Source organism: Mycobacterium sp. 236(2023) (assembly GCF_029623955.1).
Taxonomy (GTDB): Bacteria; Actinomycetota; Actinomycetes; order Mycobacteriales; family Mycobacteriaceae; genus Mycobacterium.
Map to the genome: position 1 here is coordinate 236513 of NZ_JARSBP010000002.1, position 26143 is coordinate 262655.

Here is a 26143-nt window from a genome sequence, read left to right on the forward strand (position 1 = left end):
CCTACCGGCCGATCGCGGTGTCGAAGGCCTTCTGCCACGCTTCGTCATTCTTCGCCATCAGCGGCACCGGCGCCACGATCGCTTTGACGGCCTCGAGATCCTCGGCGGTACGGGGGAAGACGGCCTTGTTGTCGGCCATGTAGGCGGGCACGGTGGCCTCAGGGTTGACGGGGATCAGGCCCAGCTTGTCGGCGACCACGGACTGCACTTCGGGGTCGAGCAGGTAGTTGGCGAAAACCTGGGCGTAATAGGCATTCTCGTCAGGGATGCCTTTGTGGATGTAGTAGGCGTCGCCGACGACGTAGATGCCGTCCTCGGGGGCGACGAGTGCGACGGGCGCGCCGGCGTTCTGCGCCTGGATGCCCGAGCCGGTGTTGCTGATGGCGAGCTTGACCGACCCGTTGGTCAGCGCGGTGACGACGTCGGCGTTGGAACCGAGCTGCGCGAGGTTGGGCCGCAGGCCGGAGATCTTCTCCCACACGGGATCCATACCCGCGGGTGGGTTCTCGGCGGGGTCGATGCCCATCGACTGGGCGAAGCCGAATGCGGTGGACGAGTAGATGGTGTCGACCGCGAGGCTCTGCGCCAGTTCCTGTTTGAACAGGTCGTCCCACGTCTTGACCGTGGCGGGGTCGATCTCGTCGGTGCGGACGATGAAGGGCACCGTCAGCGTGTAGGGGTTCACGTAGGCCCACGGCCCGTCGGTGTGATCCGGCGGAGCGGCGGTCTCCGCGGTCACCTTCTCCAGGTTGGGGACCACCGACGGGTCGAGTGGAACCGTCCATCCGCGTGCGGCATTGGTGTAGGCGCGCTGCTGGGCGTTGAAGCTGGCGTCGGCGCTGGGCCGCTGGTTGGCCTGCATCTCGGAGTTGAGCTTGGCGTAACTCACGGCTTCGTCGGTGGTGTCCCAGACGATCGGGATGCCCGTCTCCTCGGTGAATTTCGCGGCAGCCGTCTCGGCGTAGACCTTCTCCTGGTCGCCGCTCCAGATGCGGATGACGAGGCGGTCCGGTTTGGCGGCGGGCTCCGACGTCACCCCGGTACTGGACGTGCCAGAGGCGGTGGTGTCCTCGGAGCTGCCACAGGCGGTAAACCCGCCCATGGCAAGGATTCCGACGGCCGCGACGGTGATGATGCGCTTGATTCTCATGACAGCTCCTTCTAGTGCGGAAGCAGTTCCGTGGAGTCCAGCGGCATCATCGGCGCCAGGTAGCGGTATCCCAAAACCAGTGCGTTGGGCTCTTTTCCGAGCATCTCGACGATGTCGGCCTCGCTGTCGATCTTCGACATGGCGGCGGCGGCGAACACTTCGTCCTCGTGCTCGATGTCGAGGTTGCCGGTGTAACCGACGTCGGTGAGGGCGGTGATGACGCGGCGCCAGTCGATGACACCCCAGCCGGGTGCGCGGAATCGCCACCAGCCGTTGCCAAATCCCTTCAGCGGCCCGAAGGCTTGGCCGTAGAAGCCGAGCCGGCCGCGCTTGCGTTCGTCAATGTCGATGTCCTTGGCGTGGAAATGGACGATGCGGTCGCCGAAGTCGTAGATCGCCTGGAGGTAGTCGATGCCGAGGAACACCAGGTGCGACGGGTCGATCTCCAGACCGAGCGCCGGCGACGGGACGGCCTCGAACATGGCCTGCCAGATCTCGGGGCTGAACGCGAGGTTCTCGCCGGTGCGGTCTTTGTGGTTGAGCATCGGGCAGTTCTCGAGACCGATCTTGATGCCCAGATCCTCTGCCTCCAAGCAGAATTCGGAGAACAGTTCCGCCCAGGGATCCATGCACTGCTCGACGGTCAGGCCTGGTGTCATGCCCGCGAACGTGCAGACCGCGGGCACCTCCATGCGCGCGGCCAGTTGCATGACCTTGCGGAAGTAGCGCTTGTACTCGGCGGCTTCGTCCTTGTCGGCGGCAAGGTAGTTGGGGTAGTAGCCCAGCGCGGAGATCTCGATGTTGCGGTCGTCGAGGTCGACGCGGATCTGTTTGATGCGTTCGTCGGTGACGTCGTCGGCGTTGAGCGACGACTGCGGCCACGCGGACAGCTCCATCGACGTGAAGCCGGTGTCCTGTGCGAACCGGGCGATGTCCTCGCTGTAGTCGGTGTAAAACCCGAGCCTCATGAGATCCCTTACAACGTTGGGTCTTGCTGACGATCTCGACGCTATGAGACCCTTCCGTCTGTGTCTAGAACAACTTGCGTCTTTCTGTGACAGAACTCGTGAGGCTGTCGTCGCTGCAGCGCCGTGTCGTCGCGGCGCTGCTGACCTACGGGCCGCTGGCGCGCGCCGAGCTGACGGAGCGGTTGGATGTCAGCCGGTCCCGGCTGTCGCCTGAGGTCGGCGGAATGATCACGAAAAAGGTTGTCCGCGAGGAAGAGTCGATGGAGTCGACCGGCGGCCGGCGCGCGACGAAGCTGGTGCTCGGCGACCGTGGCTTCGGGTTGGTGGCCGGCGTCGACATCGATGCGGGCGGCGTGTCGATGGTGTTGATGCAACTGGACGGCACGGTGGTGTCCCGTCGCGTCGTCGACTGCTCGGCGCCGGCGGACCCACAGCCGGCACTGAGCGCGATCGACGCGGCACTGAAGCGGGAGACGGCCAAGGCCCGCAGCCCGCTGCGGATGATCGGGGTGTCGATCGCCGCGGACATCGACAACGGCGGGTACGTGTCCGAGCCGCCGCCGACGATGCCGGCCTGGGCGGGCGTGTCGATCGCCGAGCACTTCCAGAAGTGCTTTGGCGTACCCACGTTCGTCGAGAACGACGTCAACGTCCTGGCGATCGCGGAGCGGGCCAGGGGCGGCCCGGCGTCGGGACTGTGCAACTACGCCGTCGTCAAGGTGTCCAGCGGCGTCGGGTGCGGACTGGTCGTCAACGAGCGGTTGGTGCGGGGCAGCGACGGGTTCGCCGGCGACATCGGCCACGTCACGATCGACGCCGGCAGCACCGCGATCTGTGCGTGCGGGAATACCGGGTGCCTGGAGGCGTCGGTGTCGGCGCCGGCGCTGGTGCGCGAGGCCGAGGCGCTGGCGGCGTCGGGGAAGAGCCCGGCCCTTGCCGAGTTGAAGGCCAAGGGTCCGCTGTCGATGCAGGCGATCGGTCAGGCTGCGGAGTTGGAGGACCCGGCGGCGACGGCGTTGCTGCGCGCGGCAGGGTTGGACGTCGGTTATGCGATCGCGGGGTTGGTGACGATCCTGAACCCGGCGGCGGTGTTCATCTCGACGGGCATCCGTGGCGCGGAGAACGTCGTGCTCAGCGCGATCAGGCAGCGGGTGTACGAGCACGCGCGGCCGGCGGCGACGAAGGGCCTGACGATCGGGACGTGCCAGCTGGGCCGCGAAGACGGCGCGGTGGGGGCGGCGGAGTTCGCGTGCCATGCGCTGGTGGCGGGGTAGACGCTACGGTTTGAGACGGCGGTCACATCGGGTAAGCCCGCGGCATGGAACGTCTCAGTGGCCTCGACGCGGGCTTTCTCTATAGCGAGTCGCCCACGGTGCCGCTGCAGGTCTGTTCGATCACCGAACTCGACACCTCGACGGTGCCGGGCGGCTACACCTTCGACAAGTTCCGCGAGCATCTGGCGTCCCGCATCCCCGCGATCCCCGAGTTCCGGACCAAGATCACCGACAACGACCTGAACTTCGACCATCCGGTGTGGGTCGAGGACACAGACTTTCAACTGTCGCGCCACGTCAACCGCATTGCGCTGCCGGAGCCGGGCGGGCGTGACGAACTTGCCGAGGTGTGCGGCCGGATCGTCGGGACGCCATTGGAACGCAGCAAGCCGCTGTGGGAGATGTGGGTCATCGAGGGTGTGGGCGGCAGCCGTGACGGGGTGGCGCTGCTGCTCAAAGTGCATCACGCCGCCGTGGACGGCGTCTCCGCGGCGAACCTGCTCAGCCAGTTACTCGACACCGAACCCGACGCGCCACCGCCCGACCCGGTCGAGGGGCCGCAAGCCGCGGGGATGTGGGAGATCGCCGCTGACGGGCTGTGGCGGGTGGTGACACGGCCGTGGCAGCTGACGCGGGTCGTGCCGGCAGCGGCGTCGATGATCACCGGCACCGTCGGACGTGCGGTCAGCGGTACCGCGATGGCGGCGCCGTTCTCCGCGCCGTCGACGCCCTTCAACAAGAAGCTGACACCGGAGCGCAGCGTCGCGTTCGCGCAGCTGCCGCTGGAGGACGTCAAAAAGATCAAGAACGAGTGCGGTGTGAAGGTCAACGACGTCGTGATGGCGTTGTGTGCCGGGGCGCTGCGGGGCTTTCTCGAAAAGAATGCGGAGCTGCCGGACAAGCCGCTGATCGCGTTCGTCCCGTCGTCGGTGCACGACGATTCCGATCGCCCGGGCCGCAATCAGCTGTCCGGGATGTTCTCCAACCTGCATACCGACATCGCCGACCCGCTGGAGCGGTTGCGGGCGATCGGCGAGTCGACCGGGCGCGCTAAGGACCATAGCGCGTCGCTGGGCCCGACAATGCTGATCGACCTGGCGCAGAGCGTGTCGCGCAACGTGTTCGGCTGGACGCTGGGTCTGCTGTCGCGCACAGCGCTGGGCACGACGGCGATCACCAACCTCGTCATCTCCAACGTGGCGGGCCCGCCGACGACGCTGTACAGCGGCGGCGCCGAGATCACCGGGCTGTACCCGCTGGGCCCGCTGTTCCCCGGTGCGGGCCTGAACATCACCGTGATGTCGATGGGCGACAAGCTCAACATCGGCGTCATCTCCTGCCCGCAGCTTGTCGACGACCTGTGGGATCTGGCCGACCGCTTCGACCTGGAGCTCAAAGAGCTGCTCAGCGCCTGCTGATCGGACACTGAAAGCGACCCTCGCGCTGAGCAATTCCCGATCTGGCTCTCAACAGGGGTCACACCCGTCACGGCTAAGGCATGCCGATCTGCACTACCCTGGACGTCGTCTTGGGCGCGCGTCCCCGTCGTGGTTACAACGTGGTGCGACGGGGAAGGCTACCCGCTGCTGCCAGTCTTCAGACGGGAAGGATTGCATGTGAGCACCCGCAAGGGCGCCTCTCGGTTGGGCACAAAATTCGGGCCCTATGAGCTGCAGTCGGTGATCGGCGTCGGGGGCATGGGCGAGGTCTATCGCGCGTACGACACGCTTCGGGAGCGCATGGTGGCGATCAAGCTGCTGAGGCCGGAGATGGCCGCCGATCACGACTTCCAGGAGCGATTCCGCCGCGAGTCGCGGGTCGCGGCCCGTCTGCAGGAGCCGCACGTCATCCCGGTCCACAACTTCGGCGAGATCGACGGCGTCCTCTACATCGACATGCGCCTGGTCGAGGGCCAGAGCGTCAAGGATGCGTTGCGCGCCGAAGGAGCACTGGCGCCGGCGCGGGCGGTGTCGATCATCGGGCAGGTTGCCGCGGCGCTCGACGACGCGCATGCCAACGGCCTGATCCACCGCGACATCAAGCCCGAGAACGTGTTGCTGACGCCGAGCGACTTCGCCTATCTGGTGGACTTCGGGATCGCGCACGGCGGCGGTGAGGCGTCGGTGACGTCGACGGGTCTGGTGGTCGGGTCGAGCGCGTTCATGGCGCCGGAGCGGTTCAGCGGCGAGCGGGGCGGTCCGGCCTCGGACATCTATTCGCTGGCATGCCTGCTGTATGAGGCGCTGACGGGACGGGCGCCGTTCGAGGCGGCCGATGTTCGTCAAGTGTGGAGCGCGCACATGTTCTCGCCGCCGCCGCGGCCGAGCATCATGCGGCGCGGGATCAGCCGCGCGTTCGACGACGTGATCGCGCGGGGGATGGCCAAGCAGCCGCAGGACCGCTACGCGACGGCGGGGGAGCTGGCGCGGGCAGCGTTAGCCGCGCTGGACGGTGCGGTGACGGCGGAACCGGTCGCGCCGGTGACGCCGCCGTCGACGCGGCAGTTCTCGGCGTCGTATCCGACGCCGCCGCCGATGCCGGTGGCGCCGCCGACGCCGCGACGGTTCGGTCGTGGGCAGAAGGCGTTGGTGGCCGGGATCGTCGGATTGTTCGCTCTCGCAATCATTTTGACGGTGGCGCTGGTGTTCGGAGGAGATTCCGAGCCGTCGCAGCCGCGCATCGCGGCGAAGCCACCGGCATCGTCGTCCGAGACGCCCACGTCGACGACGTCGGCAGTCGAGGGCGTGTCGGGCACGGATTCGCAAGGCTTCGTGGGACATACGGCGCGCTGCGACTCCGGGGACACCCCAGCGGCGCTGATCCGGACGTCGCTGTCGATGGCGATCATCTGCGAGCGGTCCTCGGGCGACTTCTACTACCGCGGGGAGCGGCTGCGTGACGGCGCGAACCGGGAGATCGACGGGGCGACGCGCTCGGGTGACGGGTTCACGGTCACCGGGTCGGACGGCGCGCGGTATGACATCCAGCCGGATGAGTTGACGATTTCCAGTGGTGGCAGTGTGGATTCGGCGGAGCCGGCGTTGGAGTACGGTTCGGCTAGCTAACAGGGGAGGACGACCGATGACCGCCAGTACTGAGGCACCGCAGCCGAAGTCGAGCCCAGCTCAGACGCGGCGCGCGATCTGGAATACGCTGCGCGGATCCTCGGGCAACCTCGTCGAGTGGTACGACGTCTACGTCTACACCGTGTTCGCAACATATTTCGAGGGCCAGTTCTTCGCGGAGTCGGAGAAGAACTCGACGGTCTACGTGTATGCGATCTTCGCGATCACGTTCGTGATGCGGCCGGTTGGGTCGTGGTTCTTCGGCCGGTTCGCTGACCGGCGGGGCAGGCGGGCGGCGCTGACGTTCAGCGTGTCGTTGATGGCGTTGTGTTCGGCGGTGATCGCGTTGGTGCCGTCGCAGGCGTCGATCGGCCTTGCGGCGCCGGTCATCCTGATCCTGGCGCGGTTGGTGCAGGGCTTCGCGACGGGCGGGGAGTACGGGACGTCGGCGACGTACATGTCGGAGGCGGCGACGCGAGAGCGCCGCGGGTTCTTCTCGTCGTTCCAGTACGTGACGCTGGTGGGCGGGCACGTGCTGGCGCAGTTCACGCTGCTGATCCTGCAGTCGTTCCTGTCGGACGATCAGATGCGTGAATTCGGTTGGCGCATCGCGTTTGCCATCGGTGGTGTGGCGGCGATCGTGGTGTTCTGGCTGCGGCGGACGATGGACGAGTCGCTGTCGGAAGAGGTGATCGAGGCGGCCCGGTCGGGTGAGGACAAGGGCGCCGGGTCGATGCGGGAGCTGTTCACGACGTACTGGCGGCCGCTGCTGTTGTGCTTCCTGATCACGATGGGCGGCACGGTGGCGTTCTACACGTACAGCGTGAATGCGCCGGCGATCGTGAAGACGGCGTTCAAGGACGACCCGATGACGGCGACGTGGCTGAACCTGTTCGGGCTGATCTTCCTGATGCTGTTGCAGCCGGTGGGCGGGATGATCAGCGACAAGGTGGGGCGCAAGCCGATGCTGGTGTTCTTCGGTGTCGGCGGGTTGTTCTGGACGTACGTGTTGATCACGTACCTGCCTGAAACTCAGTCGCCGCTGGTGTCTTTCGCGTTGGTGGCGGTGGGCTATGTGATCTTGACGGGGTACACGTCGATCAATGCGCTGGTGAAGTCGGAGCTGTTCCCGCAGCGGGTGCGAGCGTTGGGCGTGGGTGTTGGGTATGCGCTGGCGAACTCGATCTTTGGTGGCACCGCCCCGCTGATCTACCAGGCGATGAAGGAGTCCGGCCATGTGCCGCTGTTCATCGCGTACGTGACGGTGTGTATCGCGGTGTCTCTCTTTGTGTATGTGTTCTTCCTGAAGAACAAGAGCGAGACGTACCTGGACCGCGAGCGGGGCTCGGCGTTCCGGGTGTGACGCTCGCGCCGAGATTGCGCTGAGGGTTGTGCGCGGGTTGTTCATCATGTCGACGCGCGGGAGACCTGGACGTCACGAATCCGGAACGGGATGTTGGATGCGGTTTCGGGAATGCGCAGGTGGGTAGCCGAGTCCCTCTGCGGTTAGAAGGGCACTTGCCAGGATGACGTTCAAAGGTGCGGTCAATCGCGCCACCGAGAGTCGCACCGTGGAGTGGCTCGCGCGCATCGGCTACCCCGTCAACGGACTGCTGCATCTATTGATCGCGGCCACCATCGGGCGGATCGCGTTCGGGTTGGCCGGTGACGCCGATCAGACGGGAGCGTTGGCGACGCTTGCCGAGCAGCCCGGTGGTTCGTGGTCGCTGTGGGTCGTCGCGTTCGGGATGCTCGCGTTGGCGATGTGGCGACTGGCCGAGACGGTCGTGGGGCTGCATCCCGGCGAACATGCCAACGCGCATCGCCGAGACGTCCCACTGATCAATCGGCTCAAAGCATTTGGACTGGCGCTGGTCTACCTGCTGTTGTCGTTCACCGCGGTGCAGTTCGCCCTCGGGGTGGGACGGCAGGGAGGTGAACGGGCGGAAGGTTTGAGCGCGCGGTTGATGCAGACGGGTGGCGGGAAGGCGATCCTCGTCGCCATCGGTGCGGCAGTCGTCGCGTTCGGTGGTTACTTCGTCTACAAGGGCGCGTGGAGGAAGTTCCTCGCGGATCTCCGGGTTTCGGGCGGGCCGGTGGTCACGGTGCTGGGGGTCTGCGGTCACGTGGCCGAAGGCCTGGTGCTGATCGCCGCCGGGGTTCTGATCGCCGGGACGGCGGTCCTGCACGACCCGGCACAGGCCAGGGGACTCGACGCTGCGGTGGAAGCGTTGGGGGAGGCCCAGTTCGGGCAGACGATCTTGCTGGTCGCGGCGGCGGGCTTCGCGGCGTATGGGCTCTATAGCTTTGCGCTGACGCGGTATTCGCGGATGTGAGTGCGCGCTACAGATCCAGGTCGACGATGCCGCTGCGCCAGGTGTCGAGCATGTCATCGACGCGAGGTTGCACCAGGCGGCGCGCATCGGCGGGTTCGACTCCGGACAGGATGAGATCGTCGTAGCCGGTGTCGACGCGACGGACGGACTCGGCGACCCACTCGCAGATGGTGTCAGGGTGCATGCAGGCGCTGGGGGCGTGGCCGCCATCCACCGCGAGTAAGTAAGCGATGCCGCCTGCGCGTGCCGTTGGGCAGCCGGGGAATTCTGCGCGGATGCCCTCGGTGATCTCGCGTCGCAGACCGTCGGCGGGCGCGGTGTCGGCGAGGCACTGTTGTGCTGCTCGCTCGATGTCGCGTTGCTCGGCCAGGATGCCTTCTCGGGTACTTCGGGTGTAGACGCGACGGACGGTGATGGTCAGGCGGGCGGTCTTGGTCGTGCGACGGGTCAGCGCGGCATCGCCGGCTGGCAGGAACACCAGATGACCGAGGCCGGCCACACGAGGCAGAAGTCGCCGTCCTTGGTGCTGACGATCGGTTTGTGGACACCGCCGCAGTTGTTGCACCAGACGTTGAGGAATTCGATAAACACCGTCGGCCGCGGTGGTGCGACGTGCGGTGCCGGAGTGGCGCCGGGCGCCCACCGGATGCGGAAGGCTCGTTCGGATTCGGGATCGTCGCTGAAAGATCGCCCTGTGTGATTGGTTTCGAACGAGTGTAGGCCGCGTTCGCGAGCCCAGGCGCCCAATGGCGAGGGCGTCGTGGATCTCAGAGCTGGTGACGCGGAGGCAGCGGTCGAGCGTGGTGACGAATCCCGCCAGCCATAGATCGACGTTCGCCGGCGTAATCCAGCCCAGGCCGACTATGACGTCTATCGCCGTGACGAACTGGTGATCGGCCAACGCGTCGTCGGCGATCTGCACGACGCGAGAGTCGACTCCTGGCATCACATGCGCAGGGTATGGCCACCCACCGACAGGTATCGGAGGTCAGGCCGGCGGGCAGTACGTCATGTTCGCGAGGACGACGAAGTCGGCCGCGCTCTCGTAATCGAGGTCCGGATTGTTGCTGAGCACGATGCCGACCACGCGCGAGTGCGGAGTCCCGAACTCAAGGTGCCGGCACACGGCGTAGGCCTCGCGGAATGTCGCATACACATTCGACGACGTAATGCCGACCTGGTTGAGCCGGCTCAAGAACGCACCATCCTGGGGCGCTGCGGCTGCGGGAGCGGCTGCACTGATAGCGACCGCCCCGCAGACGACACCGAGCAGGCCGAGGTACTTCATGGGGTTGTCCTTGGGGTTGTCGGTCGCGGTGGGATCCGCGGGTGGATCAATGGTGCGGCCATCGGTGAGGCGGAGGGAATCGGGGATTCCCCTCGACCTCCGCGAACCCGTGGTGCATGTGTGGCTCCTGTTATCCAAGGTGCGCAAGTTTCTTTTCTCTGCAAGGAACGAGGGGAATCCCCGATTCCCTCTGTCAGTGCTCTGCCCAATCATTGCTGGAATGAAGTTCGACCGACTGTGCGCGCCGGGTGATCCGGCATTCGTCGCGCAGGTAAGGCGCCTGCGATGAGCGGCGAGTTCGACGGCACATCGCCGACAGTGTTCTGCCCACAGGGACACATCAACGCCTGGAACTACAAATTCTGCGGGCAGTGCGGATCGCCCATCGGGGTGGTGGCGTTCCCGGAGGACGAAGGAGATGCAGAGGCCCGGCCGCCGCGACGCCGCGGTCTGCTGATCGGCGGCGTTGTCGGAGCCCTTATCGCGTTAGTTGTCGTCGTCGGTGTGGTTGCCGTTATGGTCGCAACCCCGTCGGATGACGAGGCGGGTGCGCCAGATCGGGGCGTTTTCACGACCGCGACGATGGACCCGGCGTTGCTGGTGCCCGAGTGCACAGCAGCGCCCGCGGTGCAGGCCGAGTCGGTCGACATGACTCCCGACGGGTTGACGGTGAGCGCGGCGTTCCTCTCCCAGTGCGCGGGCGGAAACACCGAAGCCGGCTCCGGTGTGCGGATCACGGTTGCCGACGGCCAACGGGATATCGCCGCAGGGCTTTTCGACTTCTCCGCCTCGCCGGTGACGATGAAGCCCGGCCAAACCGCGCGACGAACCCTGGTCTTCCCCGCCGGAATGTACTGGCGGACAACGGCGATGTTCTCCGGGGCGCCTCAGCTGGTGTTCCACCCCGGCGACCGGTCGGAGGCGACGCCGGCCTCGTCGTCGACGTCGGACCGGTTGATAGCCCATTCGGTCGCGACTCCCGAACACGGAAGTGTCGACGGTGTCGCCGAGGCGGTCCTGCGCGAGATCCGCGACGCCGACTACTCGTTCGTGTCAGGGTCGATCGCGAATCGTTGGGTGCCGCAGATCAGTTCTAAGAAGTCGGGTCGCGAAGTCAACGGCAAGACGTTGACGAGCGCCGATGTCCTGCGCGATCACCTCGCCCTGCGCGGGAAGTACAGCGGGGTGCGATTGGTGTCGTCGGGGCAGTGGACGACGTTCAGTGCCCCGGACTGGTGGGTGACAGTGATCGGTAACCCGAAGTTGGCGCCGGCAGAAGCGAACGGGTGGTGCGACTCTCAGGGGCTGGGGGTCAACGACTGCTTCGCGAAGTTCGTCAGCTCCCTCTTTGGTGTCGAAGGCACCACGGCGTACAGGAAGTGATGGCGGTGGGTTTCTGCGTGTTCTGCGGCGGTGGACTGACCGACGCGATGCAGTGCACGTCGTGTGGTGCGGTCAACGTCGGCGGGACGTGGCACGAATCGGCCTACGGTGCGCCTGCGGCGTCGGCCGCAGCTTCGGGTGCCGGCTGGATGCCGGACCCGACAGGCCGGCACGAGGGCCGTTATTTTGTGGGCGGGCAGCCGACGGATTTGATCCGCAATGGCGGTGAAGAGGCACTGGATCCGCTCGGCAAGCAGCAGTTGGAACCGGCTGTTGCCGAACATTTTTCGGCTGATACGCCGGTTCAGAAGGCCCGCCGGGTCTGGGTCGCGGTGGCGGCTGCGCTGACTGTCCTTGCGTTGGTCGGCGGAGGCGTTGGGGCCTACGTGTACCTGAATCGGGACCGCACGACGGTTGATGACCGGTACCTGACAGCGTTGAAGCAGGAGGGGTTCTCGGCGGAGTTCAACTCCGATGCGAACGCAGTCGCGCATGGCAAGCAGGTGTGCCGGCAGTTGGAAAGCGGTGGCGCGCAGCAGGGCATGCCTGCGGATGAGGTTGCGGTGCAATACTTCTGCCCGCAGTTCGTCGAAGGATTTCACGTGCTGGAGACGGCGACGATTTCGGGGAGCTTCACGCTGAACGATGAGGATCCGAATGTGTACTCGCCGGCGATCGACGTCGACGGGACGTCCTGCGTGGGGGCGAGTGGGTATTCGGACGTCAATCCGGGAACGCCCGTGACGGTAAGGAACGGCAAGGGTGAGATCCTGACGACGACCTACCTGGAGGAAGGCAAAGGCGGCCGGTACATGTGCACGTTCGGATTCACATTCGATGTCACCGAAGGCCAGGATCGCTACGTCGTGGAGGTGGGGGACCGGGGCGAGCTGAGTTACTCGTTCGACGAACTGAGGGCCGGTGGGGTGGCATTGGTGCTGGGTTGAGGGGTAGCTCGCTTAACGTCCGCTCTCTCGCTACCGTCACCAATTGGTCCAAACGGCGTCACTCAATTGGTCTGTCAGCTGGTCATGCAGGCTTCCGTTCGGATGTTGACCTCCGAACCGCCTGGACTCTGTCGCTGGGCGTGAGGTGTCAGTTGACTCGGCCAACACCGGATTAGGCGGCGGAAAGACGCATAACTCCCGTGTGTGCGCTGGCGCATCCCACTAGCCTGAGACCGTGCTGGCTATCCCTACTCTCAAGTTCAGCTACGGCAATCTGCTCCTCGTTCGGCTCCGCGAGCTCGACTCTGCAACTGTCGCGGATCTACTCGGAACCGAGCCTGATCAACGGTTTAAGTCCGACGGGCCGTTCGAGAACCCCGAAAGGCGGGCTCGCGATTGTCTTCGCTTTGCGCGGATGCTCAACCTGGTGGTGGAGAGCGACCGCAAATGGATGCTTACTGAACCGGGTGACGCCTACGTTGAGCGCGTAGACGCAAGTAACCCTTGGATTGTTGACCAGGCACAGGCTTCCATTCTTCGCGACCAGCTGTTCGGAGGAGGCGCTGAACTGGAGAAGGATGTCCATGCCGCCCTGGAAGTGGTGCGAGACTTGGCGCCGGGATGGTCTAACGACGATCTGGGGCGCGCACTGGCTGAACATGCGAAGTCCGAACGGTGGCAGTCGGAGCGGACCTTTGAATCGCAGGGGGCCCGGTACCGAGAACTCCTGATCGAGACCGGGCTTATCGATCGGAGTGGAGGCCTAACCGAAGTAGGGACTGCGTTGGTGGGGCAACGGCCTTCAGTCTGGTGGGTGAACCAGGGCTCGACATATACGCAGGAGCGTGACGGTGGTTTTCTTTGGGCCCCACTGCTCAATCGGGCGAGTCCTCCGCGTCCAGAACCTCATTGGGACAACATGGATCAGATTCGCGAAGGCGATGTTGTGGTCCACTACAAAGACAGTTCGTTACGAGCCGTGAGCCGAGTCAGCGCACCCTCCCGCCCGCAAGCGAACCCATTCCCCGACGACGAAACATGGGGCAGAGCGGGCCGGCTTGTCGAATGCCAGTATCTGGAGTTGAACGAACCGATTGCGCTCGCCTCAATCGATGAAAGCGCCCGCATCACGCAGGGAGCGCCGTTCACAGTAACGGGATCCGTCCGCCAAGGCTATCTCTTTCGCCTCCATGACGACTTCGTCAACGAATTAGTCCTACGGTTCCCAGAACTCGCGACGCATCTGCCTGAGATCCCGGCAGTTGCACTTTCGGATCACACAGCACCGGAGGCCCCGACGCCGTCTGAACTTTTTCGTGACTTCGCCGATGCAGTGGAAGCCTCGGGGCTTCGCTTTCCCTCGGGTTCGAACCTAGTTCGATCCTTCGTTAGCAGCCTGTTGACAAAGCCATTTGCCATCCTCACGGGCCTCGCCGGCGCAGGAAAGACTCAGCTGGCGATGAGACTCGGTGAATGGTTCGGCACTGATGAACACGGAAGACATCGCCACGTGGTCGTTCCCGTGAGACCTGATTGGACCGGCCCGGAGTCGATCTTTGGCTATGAAGATGCGCTGCGGACGTCGACTTCGCGGGCTCCAGTGTGGTTTGTACCGGAAGCATTTGAGTTTATCCTTCGCGCAGCGGACGACCCGTCGCATCCGTACCTACTGATTCTCGACGAGATGAACCTGGCCCATGTCGAACGGTACTTCTCTGACTTCCTCTCCGGTGTCGAGTCCCGGCGCCCCGTCTTGCCCGACCTAATCTTCGACGAACTGTCCCGGCAATGGGTTTTGCGCGACGCCGGGGCGCAACGACGTTCGTTGCCCAGGAACCTCTTTGTTGTAGGAACAGTGAATGTGGACGAGACGACATATATGTTCTCGCCGAAGGTTCTCGACAGGGCGTTCACTTTCGAATTCCGCGTCACGTCGGAGGAATTAGACGCGGAGCTAGGACGTCCCGTGGCCGCGAAGCCCGGGGAAGGGCAAATAGTGCGTGCCTTTGCATCACTCGCAGAGATCGACAATTGGCAGAGCGAGCATCCACATCCCCTGCGCGACGGGATCGTCTCGTTTCTACGCGAGGCGCACGCGATACTGGCCAAGGCCAATCTAGAGTTCGGGCACCGCACGCTGTATGACATCCTGCGATTCTGTGCGTTCTTCGCGGCGACGGGAAACATCAACGCTGACACCGCGCTCGATCTTGCAGTGATGCAGAAGGTCTTACCGAAGGTTAACGGGTCGCGCAGGCGGGTCGAGCCAGTCCTGATTGCTCTGGACGCGCTCGCGGTTGGATCCGGTGCAGTTCCGCGACTTCCCATCACCCACAACAAGATTGTTCGGATGATCGACTCCATTCGAGCGAACCAGTTTGTCAGCTTTGCTGAGTAGTTATGTCACCGGAGTCATTACGGCTGGAGTTGTGCGATCTCGACGGCAACAACGTTGGGCTGCTTCACATCACCAATCTCCCAGGTCGGAACGACATCACCTCGACAGTGTCCGGAACCCCCGCTTTACGGGAAGCCGCGGTCTACCGCTATGAAATCGATTGTGATGCAACAAGAGTCGATGTCGAGCCACGTGAGCTGTTTGATCCCGACGATGACAGCTTTAAACGGGGCCGACTACTGCCGCGTCAGCACGTCGGCCGCCTGCGGATCCAAGTCGCTAATCGTGGAGAGGGCCCTGCAGGCAGGGCTGAAGTTGAAGTCGTAGCCGTCAAGATGGCCCATGACGCTGAGTATCGTCAGATGCTCGCTGACATATCGACCCTTGCTACTGAGGCGGTGCTTCAGGGATTCGCCCCCAGCATGTTGGAGCTGGCGCCAAGTGAGCTTCCTGCCGAATTGCTGTACTTACGTTTCGCGATGATCGCTGCTTACCTGCAGGATCCGGAATTTGAGTCCGCGATGGGTCGTATCACTTCGCAGCCGCACCGAATCTGGGTATCGGAGACCGAGGTCCGTCCGATCGGATCTCCGTTCCCTGCGGGGGCCGCCTTTCGTCGCGCTCTAAGTGCCCCCGGTCAACGGGTGCCATGGTCTGGTGGTCATGCTGCACTCGCTTCATTGCCTATAGCTCTTACTCGCGCTCGTACCGAAGCAAGTGTCGACAGCTTGGCAAACCGGTTCATCAAGTTTGCGTTGGAGCGTTGGCGTGGAGTCGCGCTGGAGCTTATGGAGGTACTCGTCCGCGCCTCGACGAATATCGAGTCGGGACCGTTACGTCGCGGCCAACAGGTCGCTGCCGAAATCGGTTCGCTGCTGGATGAATACCTGGCGCATCCCCTCTTTCGTGAAGTCAGCTCCCTAAGCCGATTGCCAACGTCGGACCAGGTCCTCCTCAAACGATCGGGCTACCGCGAAGTCTTTCGGACATTCGCATTAACGGAATCGGGGCCCACCCTGCGAATGGACTTCGGGGAGTCGGCCGACCTATTTGCCGCCTCACAGCGCAACATTGCAACGCTCTACGAATTCTGGTGCTTTCTCGCGTTGGTAGATTCGCTCGGGCGAGTGTGCGGCGAAGATCGTACGGTACGTGCCTTCGCCGTCGCTGGAGACGGCATGTCTTTGACCATGAAGTCCGGCCGCGCATCGAAACTGCAGTGGTTAATTCAACGAGGTGGCCGACCGCTTCGTATCGAAGTGTTCTTCAATCGTACTTTCGCTGGTGCAGATGATCGGCGGGGATCGTGGAGTCAGGCAATGCGGCCCGACTGCTCAGTGCGAATTAGGCCAGAGGCCAGCACGCCTCGCCGTGTTCCCCGCGAGAATCTTGACGTTTGGTTGCATTTTGATGCCAAATACCGCGTGGATAACCCGTTGGCCCAGCTGGCCGCTCTGCCTGAGACGGATGAATCGGCCGCGGAATCGAAGACGTCAGTCGGCGCGAAGCGAGACGACCTACTCAAGATGCATGCCTACCGAGACGCGATCGCCCGAACGGCCGGCGCCTATGTGCTGTACCCCGGTTGGGACGTCGAAGACATACGGCGCCATCCAGGCTTCCAGGAAGTATTGCCGGGTTTGGGTGCATTCCCCTTAAGGCCGAGTGACGGTCTGGCTTCGTCATCGCGCGCCCTCGATCAGTTCCTGGATGGCGTTCTCGACCATGTAGCCAGTCAGGTCACGCGCGACGAGCGGCTTCGCTTTTGGACTGAGACAGTACATCGACCGGGCGAACCCACTCCCGCATCAATACTGGTAACCGACTTTCTGGACGAACCTCCGGCCGATACGGATGTGTTGCTCGGCTTTATCCGCGATCCTGAGCATCGCCAGTGGATTGAGCAGATGGAGCAGTACAACATCCGATCGGGAGATCGCGGCGGGGCCGTCGAGATTGGGGGACGTGAACTTGGCGCAAGACTGCTCCTTCTTTACGAGAACAGGAACGGTGCCCTTTACGTGACCCACGGGGCCAACGTAGTGCGCTGGCGGCCGGTAACAAGAGCCGACTTAGTAGCGAATGGATACCCCGGCCCGGGCGGCGACATCTACTTTGTTGCCGATCTCGAGTTTGTTGATCATCTTCCTGCGTGGGCCGACTCAATCGACGTGACGGTACTTACTCCTTGCGACCAGCCAGGGGTGCCGGTCGTCGTGACGTGGTGGGACGTCCTCCGTGCGGCGTCGACCAATGAACCGTAGGCGATGGTACTTCGTCGTGCGGAAAGGCTCTGAATTTACGCACGGTGTTCGATGCCTGCCCTCGATTGCAGCCATGAAGTGATGCTTCACAAATGCATGCGCATGGACGGCCCGCGGTATCCCGCCGTCGCTCGGTAGCACGTTGTCACCGTTGATTTATGCGGCCCATACGGACAGGCCGGACGACTTTTACGCGCATCATGTGATCACAATGCTGCTGTGATGAGCCTCGTCCGCTCATCGCCAGGGCTGCCGAAACCCCTCACGCGTGATCCGCGTCACCATTTGGCCCGATCGTTCGATCGCGATTACCCCCAGGTAACTCTCAGCCTTTACGCTGCGGTCTGATCTCGCGGTGGCCCGGATGCGCCGCAGTACCGCCGCACCCACCCGAGGACCCTGATGGCGATCGCCGATGTGCCCGCATACCTCCATCTGAGTAGGGAGGACGTCGAAGCCATCGCCGACGAGCTCGACGTAATCCGGCGTGACGTCGAGGACTCCCTCGGCGAGAAGGACGCGGCCTACATCCGGCGGGTGATCGGGTTCCAGCGCGGCCTCGACGTGGCGGCCCGCCTGGTGATCGCCGGCAGCCGGTCCAAGAAGAGCTGGCTGCTCGGAACGGCGGCACTGGCCTACGCGAAGTCCCTCGAGAACATGGAGCTCGGCCACAACGTCTCCCACGGCCAGTGGGACTGGATGAACGACCCTGAGATCCACTCCAACACCTGGGAGTGGGACATGGTCGGGTATTCGGCGCAGTGGCGGAACTCGCACAACTACCGCCACCACATCTACAACAACGTGCTCGGCATGGACGACGACATCGGCTACCGCTGGCTGCGGGTGACCGAGCATCAGCCGTGGCGATGGCAGCTTCTGTTCACGCCGTTGCGAAACCTGGTGCTGGCAGCCACTTTCGAATGGGGCATCGCGGTGCACGGCATCCGCGCCGAGCAGGACGACTCTGATACGCCAGAGGCGTTCGATGCCGCAAAGCGCAAGCTGCGCGGCAAGATCTTCCGCCAGCTCGGCAAGGACTACGTGTTCTTTCCCGCTCTGAGCCTGCGCCGGTGGCGCCGCACCCTGGCCGCCAACTTTACGGCGAACGTGATCCGCAACCTATGGGTGTACGTGAACATCATCTGCGGGCACATCCCCGGCGGCGCCGAGGTCTTTGACCCGGCCGTGGTCGAAGACGAAACCAAGGGTGAGTGGTATCTGCGCCAGATGCTCGGGACGGCGAACTTCACCGCCGGCCCGCTGCTGGCCGTCTCGGGCGGTCACCTCTGCTACCAGATCGAGCACCACCTGTTCCCGGATCTGCCGAGCCGGCGACTCCCAGAGATCAGCGTCCGCGTGCGCGAGCTCTGCGACAAGTACGATCTGCCGTACAACACGGGGTCCCTTGCGCTGCAGTTGTTTCGGACGCAGCGGATCGTCCACGAGATGGCGGTTCCGAACCGCCCTTGTCAGCGACCGGCAGAACAACCTATAAAAACCCCTGTTTTGGACCGCATTTTGCCGAATCTTCTAGCGGCTGAACGCTCTGATGATCTCGATCAGAATCCAGACCGGCAGCCACAGCCCGCAGGTAAAGATCGTCAGGAGCAGGTGTAGACCTGCATCCGAGCCACCCCCTGAGACTCGGACGTTGTTAACCACCGTCGCGGTAGCCACCGGCGTTGCGGCCGTCCGGTGCTCAGTCCACTGCATCCCATCCCAGTAGCGAAGAATCCCGGGACTGGTTGGGTCGGGGTACCAATTCGCCGCAACGGCGGCAGCGGTCGGTGGAGGCAGGAACACCTCGGACTCAAGAGGAGCCTTTGACTCCCAGCGCTCAGGGACGGTCACCTGGACGACTCCAGACTGTGTGACGATGTACTGAGGTCGGTGTTCCGAGGCGTCATGGGCAACTTTCCGAATCCCGCACAACGCCGAAATCGACTGGTGTATTGGTCGTTAAAGCCGCCCCGGGCGATGGGGAGGACGAGCACACTTGCCAATTGCGATCCATGATTTGTGCGCGGCCTTGTCCGGTGAGGTCGGTCGAGGTGCTGAAAGAAACCTCGAAATTTGTCAGAGCTTGAATAGCGTCCTGCGCCGCCTGCAGGTCGCGGCCAATAAGGTTCGGCATCGTCCACGAGGCCGGCGCGGCCGGGGGCGCCGCCTGCTCCACCGTAGCGGCCGGCGGTGCCGGAGCGGGCGTCTGAACCGGGGTGGGCGCAGCGACGGTGCTGGTGTCCGTCACGGTAACCGTTGCCGGTGAAGCCTGTTCGCTACTGCCGCAGGCGACGAGCACGAGTGTCGACATTCCAAAGATAAAAGCGTATCGAGTCATTGGAATCAGGCCCTATCTCTCGCAGCCGATGCCGTCACTATCACTGTCGAGGTGCGTGCCGTAATACGGCGACGACGAGGGAATGTCCCCGTAACCGGCTTTCCGAGCCGCAGTGCAGTTTTCGAAGGGCGTCGATCCTGGCTGAGCGATTGCCGTCACCGCCCCGCCGAGCGCGATTGCGCCAACAGCAGAGCCAAGAATCAGAGCGCGCAGAATCAATGCAATCCCCCCAAGGATCGTGTGTGGTCCCCCGACCGTCGCGGAGAGTAAACCGTCCTGAACCAGGATCACAAGTTTGCTCGCTTTGCCCGGTACGGTCTGGCATATGGGGGAACAGAAAATCGCAATAAGCCAGTTCGGGTCGCCGCGTCTTGTCGGTCGGACTCTTGAGAGCATGCTCGGTGGAACCATCTGTCCAGTCGCCCGAGGCTATGCCGACGTATCGACTTGACGATTATGACCTTCTTCATGATTGACCTTTTCGACTAGCCGATGTGACCTGGCTCGTCCGGTAGCACCGTCTCCGGGCGTACCGGGTACCAGTCGTCCTCCCAGACGTCATCCTCAACCCACCCAGCCTCGTAGTAGGTGCACGTGCTCGAATAGCTCCCCCCAGTGCAAGTGGAGCGCGCGTTCCGGTAGTGGGCGGGAATGCCGATCACTCGGTGGCGCATCCAGGAGCCATCCGGCAGGATCGGTCCGTCGCACATGGTCCGCGTCAAAAATGTCAGCCCGAAGATGCCGCGACGCACCTCGTCGCTGAAGCAGTTCGACCCTTGGGCGTCCGCCAACGGCGCCGCCAGGCCCGAGGCCAAGATGACGCCGGCAAGGGCGAGAGCGAGGCGCTTCATCAGCTCTCGCAACCGATGCCGTCATCGTCGCGATCGAGATGCGGACCGTAGTACTTCAACAACGATGGATGGTCGAAGTTACCAGCGCCCTCGGCCGCCGAGTAGTTAACGAAACGCGTCGGCCCGGGCTGAGCGCTCGCCGTTGCAGCTCCGCCGATAACGATCGCGCCCAAGGCAATGGTGATGATAGGTGCGCGCATGTACTACCCCCTATTTGCGTGAAGAAGATCCCCCGACCCGGCAAAACCATAGACGTTTGCGCTGGCGGTCGCAACAAAATGACAGAATCTGCCCATCCCTTTTCTGGAGCGTTGACCAGCGGCGATGGGTATACCGGTACATCGCGAAGGACGAAGGTGGGGAGGTTTGATTCGCCACCGGTCTCGAAGCAAGTAAAACGGGGTCCTGAGCGCCCTGATTCTTTAATGCCACCCCCCTCTGCGCTCCCCCGCGCTCCAATAATATTGTCGCGCTCGTAATATACATGCGGAGGCTTACTGGCAGGCCTCATCGGCTCAAACGCTAGCTACCCCTGGGGCGACCTTGACGGTCAACGGGCCGCTGAGGTTCTCGCGGCTTTCGTGGATGCGGCTGGCCTGGATTAAGGCAGGCAACCTTGATCGCTAGGGGCACGTTAGTCCCCATTGGGCGGTGATCTTCACATCGTCACCATTGGGTTTGACTGATGATCGGGGCAGGATCTCTACAGCGGTCCACGGTTTACCTTGTGTTGCAGGGGTTTTCGGTATGAGACGTAATCGGTCGCGGACAGCGACGGCGACGTCCTGCCCCATGGACCGCTGGCCCGGCCGCCGACCACTCCTGCTCCTGCGGTCAAGCCATGCCGAGGACCGCTCGCCGAACGCGCCGACTGGAAGTGGTACAACCCCTTCGAGCCGCCACCGCCGACCAATAACTAGCTTTGACGCGTACTTCGAGCTTCGCTTGCCATCAGTCTCTCTGGTGCGGGCGGTTGTCATCAAAGGGCGATGATGCTGACTGCAAGATCGGTAACGGGCGCCGTCGCTCGTAATCGCCCCACGGCACGAATCTTCTCCAGTCGATAAGCTGGCTTACGGCGTGTTTGCTGACGCGCCGGACACGCCAGCGAGGTACCACGTCGATGCCGCTCGAAGGGCACCCCACCGGGACGCCGGGCGGTAAAGCGCACCCCCAGGTCATCCCCGGCGGCAGGCACTCCAAGCCCGCCCGATTCCGCCGCCTGTGGTTCCTCATCGCCGCCCCCTTCGCGATCCTCGCGACCCTCTACCTCGGGGACCTGCTCTTGAGCTCCGACCGCGTCCCCCGCGGTGTCACCGCCGCCGGCGTTCCCATCGGCGGCATGGCTCTCGGCGATGCCGAGAGCCGCCTCCGCACTGCCGTCACACCCCGCGCGACCCGGCCGGTGTCCGTCACCCTTGCCGGCGAACAGGCCGAGATCGACCCGGCCGCGACCGGCCTGTCCGTCGACTGGGCCGCCACCGTCGCCCAAGCCGGCACCCAGCCCCTCAACCCGATCACCCGCCTGACGTCACTGTTCAGCAGCCGCGAAATCGGCGTCGTCTCCACCGCCGACAACACGGCACTCACCGCCGCCCTCGACCAACTCGGCACCACCATCGCCAAAGATCCCGTCGAAGGGACGGTCCGGTTCGACGGGCGCGAACCCGTCGCCGTCGACCCGGAGAACGGCCGCGAACTCGACGTCGATGCCTCCGCAGAACTCCTCAAACGCAACTGGGCCGCCGGCGCCGCCGTCGAGCTCCCCGTCCTCGAACTTCAGCCCAGCACAACAACTTCCGATGTCCAAGCCGCCATCGACGATATCGCCACCCCGGCCGTCTCCGCACCGCTGATCATCAACGGCGACGACGACGCCCAGGCCGTCATCTCCGAGGACGTCATCGCCACCGCCCTGACCTTCAACGTCGAGGACAGCGACATCACGGCGACCGTCGGCGAGACCGCCATCGCCGACGCCGCTCGACCCCAATTAGCCGCGTCCGAGACTCCGAGGCGCGAAGCCACCATCGACTTTGCCGTCTCACCACCGGCGAAAGTCCCGTCGCAGGACGGCCGCCGCATCGACTACGACGAATCCCTCACCGACCTGATGGACGCGCTCACGAGCACCGACGACCGCGAGATCTCCGCCGTCTACGTCGACGAGCCTGCGGAATTCACCACCGAGGACATCGACGCGCTCGGGCCCGTCGAGGTCATCGGCGAATTCCAGACATCGGGCTTCTCGGGCGACTCCGGCGTCAACATCAAACGCGCCGCCGGAGCGATCGACGGACTCGTCGTCGCACCGGGGGAGACCTTCAGCCTCAACGGCGCCACCAACCCGCGCAACGCCGCCAACGGCTACGTCGAAGCCGGCATCATCATGCACGGCCGACCGGACCGCGGCGTCGGCGGCGGTGTCTCCCAGGTGGCCACCACGCTGTTCAATGCCGCGTACTTCGCCGGCATGGAACTCGTTGAGCACCAAGAACACAGCTACTACATCAGCCGGTATCCGGCGGGCCGGGAGGCGACGGTCTCCGGCGACGTCATCGACGTGAAGTTCCGCAACGACGGCAAAACCCCGGTGCAGATCCAGACCGTCTGGACGTCGGGATCCGTGACGGTCCGGCTGGTCGGGATCAAGCGTTACGACGTGTCGTCCGCGCAGAGTCCGCGGTCGGCGCCGACCAGCCCGCAGACCATCACGATCCCTGACGGGGAGTCGTGCAGTGCTAGCAGCGGTTCGCCGGGCTTCACGATCACCGACACCCGCACGTTGCGCGACATCGCCACCGGGCAGGAGCGGACGGAGTCACACACCGTGCGCTACGACCCGATACCGAAGGTCGTCTGCGGCGCCTGATGAGTTTCGGGCGCCGACACGGTCGGTACAGACATGACGACTGAACAACCGGCCATCGAGAACCGCGCACCCCAGCTCTACGCGTCGATCGGCGGCGCCGTCACCATGGACCAGGTCAGCGCGATCGCCGACCGTTTCCCCGAGGTGTTCGATGCCGTCGCCAAGCACGGCCTCGAGCCCACCGGCGCGCCCTTCCTGCGCTACCGCGTCATCGACATGGACCGCGAACTCCGCATCGAGGCGTGCGTGCCGATCGACGCGCCGCTGCCCGCCGACGTAGCCGTCACGACCGACACGTTGCCCGGCGGGCGCTACGCCGTGGCCACTCACCGCGGCCACTTCGACGGACTGATGGACGCGACGGACCGACTACTGTCCTGGGGCGCAGAGCAAGGCCTGCAGTGGGATTCGACGCCGACCGACCGCGGCGAGGAATGGGCCGGCCGCGTCGAGGTCTACGATAATGGGCCCGCGACCGAACCCGATCCGGCGAACTGGGTGACGGTGTTGGCGTTCAAATTGGCGGAATGAGAGAACGTCTCTGCCAAATCGGCGGAGCGGCGGTGGTACTCGGGACCGTCAAGCATGCTGTCGCCCAACGCAAATCGTGACGCCAACCGGGCCAGCGCGTCGGCGCCCTCGTTGAGAGGCTCGCCCTGATGGCCCTTCACCCATACCGGCGTGATCCGGTCGCGTTCCTCGAAGATCATCTGCCGCGCCCGCACCAGCCCCGGCGTCTTGCCGCTCTGGCGATAGGCCGAGTAACCCTCCGGCAGCACGTCCTCGCCGGCCATCCACCGCTTCACCATCGCCACCGCGAGCGTGCTGTCGCACAGCACCGTGATGTCGCGGCCACGGAGATGCTGCACCGCGGCAGCGATCGCCCGCAGCTCGGCGACGAGCACCACCTGCGGGCCGATCAGCCGGACTGAATGCCGAAAGCCTTGCAGCCCATACTCACCCGTTGAGGCCAGCCACCCGTAGCCCGTGATCTTGCCCCGCACCGACCCGTCCGTCGCGACGCACACCGGCGCCTGCACCTCACGCAGAACGGCATGGGCTCGATGAACCAGTGCCTCGTCGGAGAACCTCGGCCGCTCGATCCACACCCCGGGCATCAGCAGCGCCACCTCGTCGCGTAGCGCCCATAGCGTACTGCGTGTCGGCAGCGCGACGAGGAACTTGATCCGTTCGACGTCGGATGCTTCGCGGACGCGGTTGATGGCATCCAGCACAGCCGTATCGGCCGACTCGGCCTCGACGGTCCCCGACCAGCGCTGGCCGGCCGAGCACGCCGAGTATGCGAACACGGACCTGCCGCGGCTGGCGACGGCGACCGCCACCGTCATCGCCGGACGCGACCGCGGCGCCACGACGTCGACCGGCCGTGCCGTGGCCACAGGTTTCGGTGCCATATCCGTCTCCTCCCAAGATGGTGAGCCAGACTGTAAAGCGAGGGTCTGACACGTCCGCGAGGAGAGAATCTGATCGGCGACTTCAACGAACGCAACATCGCTGAGTTCCGGGCCAACCACGGCCGCGTGGGTGGTCAGTTCGAGGGAGCCCCGCTCCTGATCCTGCACAGCACCGGTGCGAAAAGCGGTGAGCCGCGGACCAACATCATGATGTATCTGGCCGACGACGACCGATACCTGATCTTCGCCTCCAAAGCGGGCGCCGACGACAACCCCGCCTGGTACTGGAACCTCAAGGCCCACCCCGACGTCCGCATCGAGGTCGGCGACGACGTCCTCGACGTGCGCGCCACCGAACTCGACCGCGAGGAGCGCGACCGGAAGTACGCCCTTCAGGCGCAGCGCTATCCGGGGTTCGCCGAGTACGAACAGAAGACGTCGCGGGTCATCCCGGTCATCGCGCTCACCCGCCGCTGACGGTCATAGGTGACACGCGATTGAGGCTGCGCTGACGGCGCGAATGTGCGAGTGCGCCGCGCCGTGGCTGCAGTCTCAACGTGAGGGGTCGGTCTCCTCCCGGCGCTTGCTGGCCCGCAGCGATCCCGGATGTGCCTTGGCCGACGGATCGCGCCGTGTCTTGATCAGGCTCGCGACCGTCACCACCGCCAGGATTACGACGATGATCACCAGGCTCAGGTAGGTGTTGATCTCCGGGATGCTGGGGTTGATGTCGACGTGACCCCAGTGCAGCACCAGCTTGACGCCGATGAACGCGAGGATGATCGACAGCCCCGTCGACAGGTACACCAGCCGGTCCAGCAAGCCCTTGACGAGGAAGAACAACGCCCGAAGCCCCAGCAGCGCAAAGGCATTGGCGGCGAACACGATGAACGGCTCGCTGGTGATGCCGAACACAGCAGGGATCGAGTCCAGCGCGAACAGCAGATCCACGCTGCCGATCGCGATCAGCACCGCCAGCAGCGGTGTCACCATCCGGCGGCCGTTCTGCCGGGTGAGCAGCTTGCCGCCGTCGTAGTCGTCGGTAATCGGCAGAAACTTGCGGGTCGCGCGCACCATCACGTTGTTCTCGACGTCGGGATCCTCGTCGCGGTGCCGGAACAGCTGAATTGCCGTGTAGATCAACAACAGTCCGAAGAGCAGGAACATGAACGAGAACATCGACAGCAGCGTCGCGCCGACCACGATGAAGATCGCACGCATGATCAGGGCGAGGATGATGCCGAACGTCAATACCTTGTGCTGGTGCTCTTCGGGGACGGCGAACGTCGCCATGATGATGACGAACACGAACAGGTTGTCGACGGACAAACTCTTCTCGACGATGTAGCCGGCGAAGTACTCGGTGCCGGCGTCGCCGCCGTAAGCCGTCGCGAACCACACCCCGAACGCGACGGCGACCAGGATGTAGAACATCGACCACGCGGTGGCCTCTTTGAAGCCGACCTTATGTGGGCGCAGCGCCGCCAGGAGAAGGTCCACCGCCAGCAGCGCGATGATGATGCCGATCGTCACACCCCACGTCACGGGGCTGATGTCGAGCATGTGTGCGTCCCACCTCCAGGTCTCGGTT

General features: G+C 64.3%; 23 protein-coding genes. 13 read left to right on the plus strand and 10 right to left on the minus strand.

The window, feature by feature from the left end; genetic code table 11:
• Position 1: 1 nt before the first annotated feature.
• Both P9A17_RS03665 and P9A17_RS03670 read right to left on the minus strand, forming a co-directional pair.
• Entirely contained in the window at positions 2-1150 is a 1149-nt protein-coding gene (locus P9A17_RS03665) for a PotD/PotF family extracellular solute-binding protein (protein ID WP_278037248.1), read from the minus strand.
• A gap of 11 nt (positions 1151-1161) precedes the next feature.
• Positions 1162-2118 (minus strand): sugar phosphate isomerase/epimerase, encoded by a 957-nt coding sequence (locus P9A17_RS03670; protein WP_278037249.1) that lies wholly within the window; start codon positions 2116-2118, stop codon positions 1162-1164.
• An 86-nt stretch (positions 2119-2204) separates the two neighbouring features.
• Between P9A17_RS03670 and P9A17_RS03675 the strand changes: the two genes are divergently transcribed.
• From P9A17_RS03675 to P9A17_RS03695, 5 genes are all read left to right on the plus strand, one after another.
• Positions 2205-3392, plus strand: coding sequence for an ROK family transcriptional regulator (locus P9A17_RS03675; RefSeq protein ID WP_278037250.1), 1188 nt, complete (start codon positions 2205-2207; stop codon positions 3390-3392).
• Between the two features lie 44 nt (positions 3393-3436).
• Complete coding sequence (locus P9A17_RS03680) at positions 3437-4810, plus strand: wax ester/triacylglycerol synthase family O-acyltransferase (RefSeq protein ID WP_278037251.1); 1374 nt, start codon at positions 3437-3439, stop codon at positions 4808-4810.
• 198 nt (positions 4811-5008) lie between these two features.
• The gene (locus P9A17_RS03685; RefSeq protein WP_278037252.1) at positions 5009-6457 is read left to right on the plus strand and encodes a serine/threonine-protein kinase; all 1449 of its coding nucleotides are present in this window, start codon (positions 5009-5011) and stop codon (positions 6455-6457) included.
• Positions 6458-6473: 16 nt separating this feature from the next.
• The gene (locus P9A17_RS03690; protein ID WP_278037253.1) at positions 6474-7820 is read left to right on the plus strand and encodes an MFS transporter; all 1347 of its coding nucleotides are present in this window, start codon (positions 6474-6476) and stop codon (positions 7818-7820) included.
• A gap of 163 nt (positions 7821-7983) precedes the next feature.
• A complete protein-coding gene (locus tag P9A17_RS03695; RefSeq protein WP_278037254.1) occupies positions 7984-8793 on the plus strand; it encodes a DUF1206 domain-containing protein in 810 nt (269 codons plus the stop codon).
• Between the two features lie 7 nt (positions 8794-8800).
• Here the strand turns inward: P9A17_RS03695 and P9A17_RS03700 are convergent, their stop codons facing one another.
• On the minus strand, positions 8801-9292 hold the full coding sequence (locus tag P9A17_RS03700) for a DUF2293 domain-containing protein (RefSeq protein ID WP_278037255.1): 492 nt from the start codon (positions 9290-9292) through the stop codon (positions 8801-8803).
• A 489-nt stretch (positions 9293-9781) separates the two neighbouring features.
• Positions 9782-10081: a DUF732 domain-containing protein gene (locus P9A17_RS03705; RefSeq protein ID WP_278037256.1), complete on the minus strand. Its 300-nt coding sequence runs from the start codon at positions 10079-10081 to the stop codon at positions 9782-9784.
• A 285-nt stretch (positions 10082-10366) separates the two neighbouring features.
• Here P9A17_RS03705 and P9A17_RS03710 point away from each other — a divergent pair, with 285 nt between their 5' ends.
• From P9A17_RS03710 to P9A17_RS03730, 5 genes are all read left to right on the plus strand, one after another.
• Complete coding sequence (locus P9A17_RS03710) at positions 10367-11464, plus strand: hypothetical protein (RefSeq protein ID WP_278037257.1); 1098 nt, start codon at positions 10367-10369, stop codon at positions 11462-11464.
• A gap of 5 nt (positions 11465-11469) precedes the next feature.
• On the plus strand, positions 11470-12411 hold the full coding sequence (locus tag P9A17_RS03715) for a DUF732 domain-containing protein (RefSeq protein WP_278038592.1): 942 nt from the start codon (positions 11470-11472) through the stop codon (positions 12409-12411).
• A 235-nt stretch (positions 12412-12646) separates the two neighbouring features.
• Positions 12647-14809 (plus strand): hypothetical protein, encoded by a 2163-nt coding sequence (locus P9A17_RS03720; RefSeq protein WP_278037258.1) that lies wholly within the window; start codon positions 12647-12649, stop codon positions 14807-14809.
• Positions 14810-14811: 2 nt separating this feature from the next.
• Positions 14812-17073 carry a DUF2357 domain-containing protein gene (locus P9A17_RS03725; protein WP_278037259.1) on the plus strand — a complete coding sequence of 754 codons (2262 nt, stop codon included), beginning with the start codon at positions 14812-14814 and terminating at the stop codon, positions 17071-17073.
• Between the two features lie 402 nt (positions 17074-17475).
• The gene (locus tag P9A17_RS03730) at positions 17476-18693 is read left to right on the plus strand and encodes an acyl-CoA desaturase (RefSeq protein ID WP_278037260.1); all 1218 of its coding nucleotides are present in this window, start codon (positions 17476-17478) and stop codon (positions 18691-18693) included.
• Between the two features lie 286 nt (positions 18694-18979).
• Here P9A17_RS03730 and P9A17_RS03735 read toward each other — a convergent pair whose 3' ends face one another.
• The 4 genes from P9A17_RS03735 to P9A17_RS03750 all read right to left on the minus strand — a co-directional run bounded on the left by P9A17_RS03735 (position 18980) and on the right by P9A17_RS03750 (position 20465).
• Complete coding sequence (locus tag P9A17_RS03735) at positions 18980-19387, minus strand: hypothetical protein (RefSeq protein ID WP_278037261.1); 408 nt, start codon at positions 19385-19387, stop codon at positions 18980-18982.
• Between the two features lie 39 nt (positions 19388-19426).
• Positions 19427-19825 carry an excalibur calcium-binding domain-containing protein gene (locus P9A17_RS03740; protein WP_347403825.1) on the minus strand — a complete coding sequence of 133 codons (399 nt, stop codon included), beginning with the start codon at positions 19823-19825 and terminating at the stop codon, positions 19427-19429.
• A gap of 74 nt (positions 19826-19899) precedes the next feature.
• Positions 19900-20265 carry a hypothetical protein gene (locus P9A17_RS03745; protein ID WP_278037263.1) on the minus strand — a complete coding sequence of 122 codons (366 nt, stop codon included), beginning with the start codon at positions 20263-20265 and terminating at the stop codon, positions 19900-19902.
• Positions 20265-20465 (minus strand): excalibur calcium-binding domain-containing protein, encoded by a 201-nt coding sequence (locus P9A17_RS03750; protein WP_278037264.1) that lies wholly within the window; start codon positions 20463-20465, stop codon positions 20265-20267. The genes P9A17_RS03745 and P9A17_RS03750 overlap by 1 nt, the downstream gene beginning before the upstream one ends.
• A 923-nt stretch (positions 20466-21388) precedes the next feature.
• Between P9A17_RS03750 and P9A17_RS03755 the strand changes: the two genes are divergently transcribed.
• Positions 21389-23137 (plus strand): VanW family protein, encoded by a 1749-nt coding sequence (locus P9A17_RS03755; RefSeq protein ID WP_278037265.1) that lies wholly within the window; start codon positions 21389-21391, stop codon positions 23135-23137.
• A 33-nt stretch (positions 23138-23170) separates the two neighbouring features.
• Positions 23171-23668, plus strand: a complete 498-nt coding sequence (locus P9A17_RS03760; RefSeq protein WP_278037266.1) for a GyrI-like domain-containing protein — start codon at positions 23171-23173, stop codon at positions 23666-23668.
• Here P9A17_RS03760 and P9A17_RS03765 read toward each other — a convergent pair.
• Complete coding sequence (locus P9A17_RS03765; RefSeq protein WP_278037267.1) at positions 23593-24552, minus strand: RNase H family protein; 960 nt, start codon at positions 24550-24552, stop codon at positions 23593-23595. The genes P9A17_RS03760 and P9A17_RS03765 overlap by 76 nt on opposite strands.
• Positions 24553-24624: 72 nt before the next feature.
• Here P9A17_RS03765 and P9A17_RS03770 point away from each other — a divergent pair, with 72 nt between their 5' ends.
• Entirely contained in the window at positions 24625-25029 is a 405-nt protein-coding gene (locus P9A17_RS03770; protein WP_278038593.1) for a nitroreductase family deazaflavin-dependent oxidoreductase, read from the plus strand.
• Positions 25030-25104: 75 nt separating this feature from the next.
• Here the strand turns inward: P9A17_RS03770 and P9A17_RS03775 are convergent, their stop codons facing one another.
• The gene (locus P9A17_RS03775; RefSeq protein WP_278038594.1) at positions 25105-26115 is read right to left on the minus strand and encodes a TerC/Alx family metal homeostasis membrane protein; all 1011 of its coding nucleotides are present in this window, start codon (positions 26113-26115) and stop codon (positions 25105-25107) included.
• Positions 26116-26143: the final 28 nt, after the last annotated feature.

Coding starts and splice junctions, on each gene's coding strand:
- P9A17_RS03665 (WP_278037248.1), bottom strand. CDS start 1,150: ATGAGAATCAAGCGCATCATCACCGTCGCGGCCGTCGGAATCCTTGCC.
- P9A17_RS03670 (WP_278037249.1), bottom strand. CDS start 2,118: ATGAGGCTCGGGTTTTACACCGACTACAGCGAGGACATCGCCCGGTTC.
- P9A17_RS03680 (WP_278037251.1), top strand. CDS start 3,437: ATGGAACGTCTCAGTGGCCTCGACGCGGGCTTTCTCTATAGCGAGTCG.
- P9A17_RS03690 (WP_278037253.1), top strand. CDS start 6,474: ATGACCGCCAGTACTGAGGCACCGCAGCCGAAGTCGAGCCCAGCTCAG.
- P9A17_RS03695 (WP_278037254.1), top strand. CDS start 7,984: ATGACGTTCAAAGGTGCGGTCAATCGCGCCACCGAGAGTCGCACCGTG.
- P9A17_RS03705 (WP_278037256.1), bottom strand. CDS start 10,081: ATGAAGTACCTCGGCCTGCTCGGTGTCGTCTGCGGGGCGGTCGCTATC.
- P9A17_RS03710 (WP_278037257.1), top strand. CDS start 10,367: ATGAGCGGCGAGTTCGACGGCACATCGCCGACAGTGTTCTGCCCACAG.
- P9A17_RS03725 (WP_278037259.1), top strand. CDS start 14,812: ATGTCACCGGAGTCATTACGGCTGGAGTTGTGCGATCTCGACGGCAAC.
- P9A17_RS03730 (WP_278037260.1), top strand. CDS start 17,476: ATGGCGATCGCCGATGTGCCCGCATACCTCCATCTGAGTAGGGAGGAC.
- P9A17_RS03735 (WP_278037261.1), bottom strand. CDS start 19,387: ATGTCGACACTCGTGCTCGTCGCCTGCGGCAGTAGCGAACAGGCTTCA.
- P9A17_RS03740 (WP_347403825.1), bottom strand. CDS start 19,825: ATGGTTCCACCGAGCATGCTCTCAAGAGTCCGACCGACAAGACGCGGC.
- P9A17_RS03745 (WP_278037263.1), bottom strand. CDS start 20,265: ATGAAGCGCCTCGCTCTCGCCCTTGCCGGCGTCATCTTGGCCTCGGGC.
- P9A17_RS03750 (WP_278037264.1), bottom strand. CDS start 20,465: ATGCGCGCACCTATCATCACCATTGCCTTGGGCGCGATCGTTATCGGC.
- P9A17_RS03755 (WP_278037265.1), top strand. CDS start 21,389: ATGCCGCTCGAAGGGCACCCCACCGGGACGCCGGGCGGTAAAGCGCAC.
- P9A17_RS03760 (WP_278037266.1), top strand. CDS start 23,171: ATGACGACTGAACAACCGGCCATCGAGAACCGCGCACCCCAGCTCTAC.
- P9A17_RS03765 (WP_278037267.1), bottom strand. CDS start 24,552: ATGGCACCGAAACCTGTGGCCACGGCACGGCCGGTCGACGTCGTGGCG.
- P9A17_RS03775 (WP_278038594.1), bottom strand. CDS start 26,115: ATGCTCGACATCAGCCCCGTGACGTGGGGTGTGACGATCGGCATCATC.